The sequence below is a fragment of the Cellulomonas algicola genome (assembly GCF_003851725.1).
Classification (GTDB): domain Bacteria; phylum Actinomycetota; class Actinomycetes; order Actinomycetales; family Cellulomonadaceae; genus Cellulomonas; species Cellulomonas algicola.
Genome location: NZ_BHYL01000127.1, coordinates 1 through 5,394 on the forward strand (window position 1 = coordinate 1; position 5,394 = coordinate 5,394).

Genomic DNA, 5,394 nt, shown 5'->3' on the forward strand with positions numbered 1-5,394 from the left:
GATGCGCGTCTGTTCCTTGAGAACTCAACAGTGTGCCAAGTAGTCGATGCCAAGATGGTTCATCGCACGGTTTCGTGTGGTGGGTCTTGGTTGAGATTGAGAGGGCTCGTGCCACCCCGTGGATCGGGTCTTCTCGTGAACAGCCGAATCTGATTGGTCCTTCGGGACTGTTTCGTGTGTCGGTTGCTGGCCTGCTTCGGTGGGTCGGTGCCATGTAGACATTTACGGAGAGTTTGATTCTGGCTCAGGACGAACGCTGGTGGCGTGCTTAACACATGCAAGTCGAACGGTGACGACCAGCTTGCTGGTCTGATCAGTGGCGAACGGGTGAGTAACACGTGAGCAACCTGCCCCTGACTCTGGGATAACGACCGGAAACGGTCGCTAATACCGGATATGAGAGGCCCGGGCATCCGGGTTTCTGGAAAGTTTTTCGGTCAGGGATGGGCTCGCGGCCTATCAGCTTGTTGGTGGGGTAATGGCCTACCAAGGCGACGACGGGTAGCCGGCCTGAGAGGGCGACCGGCCACACTGGGACTGAGACACGGCCCAGACTCCTACGGGAGGCAGCAGTGGGGAATATTGCACAATGGGCGAAAGCCTGATGCAGCGACGCCACGTGAGGGATGACGGCCTTCGGGTTGTAAACCTCTTTCAGCAGGGAAGAAGCGCAAGTGACGGTACCTGCAGAAGAAGCGCCGGCTAACTACGTGCCAGCAGCCGCGGTAATACGTAGGGCGCAAGCGTTGTCCGGAATTATTGGGCGTAAAGAGCTCGTAGGCGGTTTGTCGCGTCTGCTGTGAAAACCTCAGGCTCAACCTGGGGCTTGCAGTGGGTACGGGCAGACTAGAGTGCGGTAGGGGTGACTGGAATTCCTGGTGTAGCGGTGGAATGCGCAGATATCAGGAGGAACACCGATGGCGAAGGCAGGTCACTGGGCCGCAACTGACGCTGAGGAGCGAAAGCATGGGGAGCGAACAGGATTAGATACCCTGGTAGTCCATGCCGTAAACGTTGGGCACTAGGTGTGGGGCTCATTCCACGAGCTCTGTGCCGCAGCAAACGCATTAAGTGCCCCGCCTGGGGAGTACGGCCGCAAGGCTAAAACTCAAAGAAATTGACGGGGGCCCGCACAAGCGGCGGAGCATGCGGATTAATTCGATGCAACGCGAAGAACCTTACCAAGGCTTGACATACACCGGAAAAGTGCAGAGATGTGCTCCCCGTAAGGTCGGTGTACAGGTGGTGCATGGTTGTCGTCAGCTCGTGTCGTGAGATGTTGGGTTAAGTCCCGCAACGAGCGCAACCCTCGTCCCATGTTGCCAGCGGGTTATGCCGGGGACTCATGGGAGACTGCCGGGGTCAACTCGGAGGAAGGTGGGGATGACGTCAAATCATCATGCCCCTTATGTCTTGGGCTTCACGCATGCTACAATGGCCGGTACAAAGGGCTGCGATACCGCGAGGTGGAGCGAATCCCAAAAAGCCGGTCTCAGTTCGGATTGGGGTCTGCAACTCGACCCCATGAAGTCGGAGTCGCTAGTAATCGCAGATCAGCAACGCTGCGGTGAATACGTTCCCGGGCCTTGTACACACCGCCCGTCAAGTCACGAAAGTCGGTAACACCCGAAGCCAGTGGCCCAACTCGTAAGAGAGGGAGCTGTCGAAGGTGGGACTGGCGATTGGGACTAAGTCGTAACAAGGTAGCCGTACCGGAAGGTGCGGCTGGATCACCTCCTTTCTAAGGAGCATCTGGCACCGGGTCCGCCTGTCATGGGTGTGCTTGTGGTGTCCAGGCCCACGCCCTGGCCGAACGTGTCGGGGGTGGTGCTCGAGGGTGGAACATCGACTACGGCCGGCTTGGTTCCGGTGGCTCCTAGTACGCCTGCAGCTCGTCTGCGGGGAGGGAACGGGGATCCACACCGGGTGATCGGGTCGGCCTGGCACGCTGTTGGGTCCTGAGGGAACAGCCGTCACGGTTGTTGACCTCGGGGTCGGGACGCGCACTTGATCCGCCTGCGGGTGGGTGGGTGCGCGTCGGCCTGCGGGCCGCCTGGTCCGGCGAACCGCTCACCGTGTGGTGGGCAGGCGCTCGGACGTTGCAGGTGAGTCACCCGGTCGTAGCTTGAGAACTGCACAGTGGACGCGAGCATCTTTGAATGATCTTTGTGGTCAAGTTTATAAGGGCACAGGGTGGATGCCTTGGCACTAGGAGCCGAAGAAGGACGTGGTAGCCTGCGATAAGCCTCGGGGAGTTGGCAAACGAACCGTGATCCGAGGATGTCCGAATGGGGAAACCCCGCACGAGTCATGTCGTGTGACCCGCACCTGAATATATAGGGTGTGTGGAGGGAACGCCGGGAAGTGAAACATCTCAGTACCGGCAGGAAGAGATATTCCGTGAGTAGTGGCGAGCGAAAGCGGATCAGGCCAAACCGTATGCGTGTTCAAGCCGGCAGGCGTTGCGCATGCGGGGTTGTGGGACCTTTCAGCTGGTTCTGCCGAACCAGCAGGGAGTCAGAAAGTCGCGTCATAGTCGAAGGGCATTGAAAGGCCCGGCACAGAGGGTGGTACCCCCGTAGACGAAATGGCGTGGCCTCCCGAGAGGGATCCCAAGTAGCTCCGGGCCCGAGAAACCTGGAGTGAATCTGCACAGACCACTGTGTAAGCCTAAATACTACCTAGTGACCGATAGCGGACAAGTACCGTGAGGGAAAGGTGAAAAGTACCCCGGGAGGGGAGTGAAATAGTACCTGAAACCGTGTGCCTACAAACCGTCGGAGCCTCCCTAGCAGGGGTGACGGCGTGCCTTTTGAAGAATGAGCCTGCGAGTTAGTGGTACGTGGCGAGGTTAACCCGTGTGGGGAAGCCGTAGCGAAAGCGAGTCCGAATAGGGCGATTTAGTCGCGTGCTCTAGACCCGAAGCGGAGTGATCTAGCCATGGGCAGGGTGAAGCGCGGGTAAGACCGCGTGGAGGCCCGAACCCACCAGGGTTGAAAACCTGGGGGATGACCTGTGGTTAGGGGTGAAAGGCCAATCAAACTCCGTGATAGCTGGTTCTCCCCGAAATGCATTTAGGTGCAGCGTCACGCGTTTCTTGCCGGAGGTAGAGCTACTGGATAGCCGATGGGCCCCACCAGGTTACTGACGTTAGCCAAACTCCGAATGCCGGTAAGCCAGAGCGTGGCAGTGAGACTGCGGGGGATAAGCTCCGTAGTCGAGAGGGAAACAGCCCAGACCACCAGCTAAGGCCCCTAAGCGTATGCTAAGTGGGAAAGGATGTGGAGTTGCACAGACAACCAGGAGGTTGGCTTAGAAGCAGCCACCCTTGAAAGAGTGCGTAATAGCTCACTGGTCAAGTGATTCCGCGCCGACAATGTAGCGGGGCTCAAGCATACCGCCGAAGCTGTGGCATTCACACGTTCGACAAGCCTTCGTGGTTCAGTCGTGTGGATGGGTAGGGGAGCGTCGTGTGGCGGGCGAAGTCGCGGGGTAACCCAGCGGTGGACGCCACACGAGTGAGAATGCAGGCATGAGTAGCGAATGACGGGTGAGAAACCCGTCCGCCGAATGACCAAGGGTTCCAGGGCCAGGCTAATCCGCCCTGGGTAAGTCGGGACCTAAGGCGAGGCCGACAGGCGTAGTCGATGGACAACGGGTTGATATTCCCGTACCGGCGAAGAACCGCCCATACCGAGCCCGGTGATGCTAACCGTCCGAGCCGGCCCACCGCACCTTCGGGTGCACCGGGCCGGGGAGCACGGGACCCGAACCGGTAGTAGGTAAGCGTATTAACAGGGGTGACGCAGGAAGGTAGCCAAGCGTGGCGATGGTAGTCCACGTCCAAGGTCGTAGGGCGAGGTGTAGGCAAATCCGCACCTCACGAGCCTGAGAGCTGACGGTGACCGCGAACGCGGGAATCTGGTGATCCTATGCTGCCAAGAAAAGCCTCGACGCGAGGTTCTAGCCGCCCGTACCCCAAACCGACTCAGGTGGTCAGGTAGAGAATACCAAGGCGATCGAGAGAATCGTGGTTAAGGAACTCGGCAAAATGCCCCCGTAACTTCGGGAGAAGGGGGGCCTGAAGCGTGAACCGACTTGCTCGGGGAGCGTGAAGGGCCGCAGAGACCAGGGAGAAGCGACTGTTTACTAAAAACACAGGTCCGTGCGAAGTCGCAAGACGATGTATACGGACTGACGCCTGCCCGGTGCTGGAAGGTTAAGAGGACGGGTCAGCCGCAAGGCGAAGCTCAGAATTTAAGCCCCAGTAAACGGCGGTGGTAACTATAACCATCCTAAGGTAGCGAAATTCCTTGTCGGGTAAGTTCCGACCTGCACGAATGGCGTAACGACTTCTCCGCTGTCTCAACCGCGAACTCGGCGAAATTGCACTACGAGTAAAGATGCTCGTTACGCGCAGCAGGACGGAAAGACCCCGGGACCTTTACTATAGCTTGGTATTGGTGTTCGGTGCGGCTTGTGTAGGATAGGTGGGAGACTGTGAAGCCGGCACGCCAGTGTCGGTGGAGTCAACGTTGAAATACCACTCTGGTCGCTCTGGACATCTAACCTCGGTCCGTGATCCGGACTAGGGACAGTGCCTGGTGGGTAGTTTAACTGGGGCGGTTGCCTCCTAAAATGTAACGGAGGCGCTCAAAGGTTCCCTCAGCCTGGTTGGCAATCAGGTGGCGAGTGCAAGTGCACAAGGGAGCTTGACTGTGAGACTGACAGGTCGAGCAGGGACGAAAGTCGGAACTAGTGATCCGGCGGTGGCTTGTGGAAGCGCCGTCGCTCAACGGATAAAAGGTACCCCGGGGATAACAGGCTGATCTTGCCCAAGAGTCCATATCGACGGCATGGTTTGGCACCTCGATGTCGGCTCGTCGCATCCTGGGGCTGGAGTAGGTCCCAAGGGTTGGGCTGTTCGCCCATTAAAGCGGTACGCGAGCTGGGTTTAGAACGTCGTGAGACAGTTCGGTCCCTATCCGCTGCGCGCGCAGGAAACTTGAGAAGGGCTGTCCCTAGTACGAGAGGACCGGGACGGACGAACCTCTGGTGTGCCAGTTGTTCCGCCAGGAGCACGGCTGGTTGGCTACGTTCGGAAGGGATAACCGCTGAAAGCATCTAAGCGGGAAGCCTGCTTCAAGATGAGGTTTCCACGGGATTCGTCCCGAGAGGCACCCCGCTAGACCACGGGGTTGATAGGCCGGATGTGGAAGAGGGGACCAACGACCCTCGCAGCTGACCGGTACTAATAAGCCGACAACTTCACCACGCATTCATTGCTACGCGTCCACTGTGCGGTTCCCGAGAGACGAACGGGAACCCGTTTGACAACTCGACAACGTTACGGCGGTCATAGCGAAGGGGAAACGCCCGGTCCCATTCCGAACC

Annotated in this window: 2 rRNA genes; both read left to right on the top strand. The window is 58.6% G+C overall.

The features are described from left to right. The first annotated feature begins 221 nt into the window (after window positions 1-221). A 16S ribosomal RNA gene (locus CTKZ_RS09600) occupies window positions 222-1,741 on the top strand. Between the two features lie 429 nt (window positions 1,742-2,170). Continuing rightward, window positions 2,171-5,275: ribosomal RNA gene (locus CTKZ_RS09605) — 23S ribosomal RNA — on the top strand. The 16S and 23S rRNA genes sit together here, the layout of an rRNA operon. Window positions 5,276-5,394: the final 119 nt, after the last annotated feature.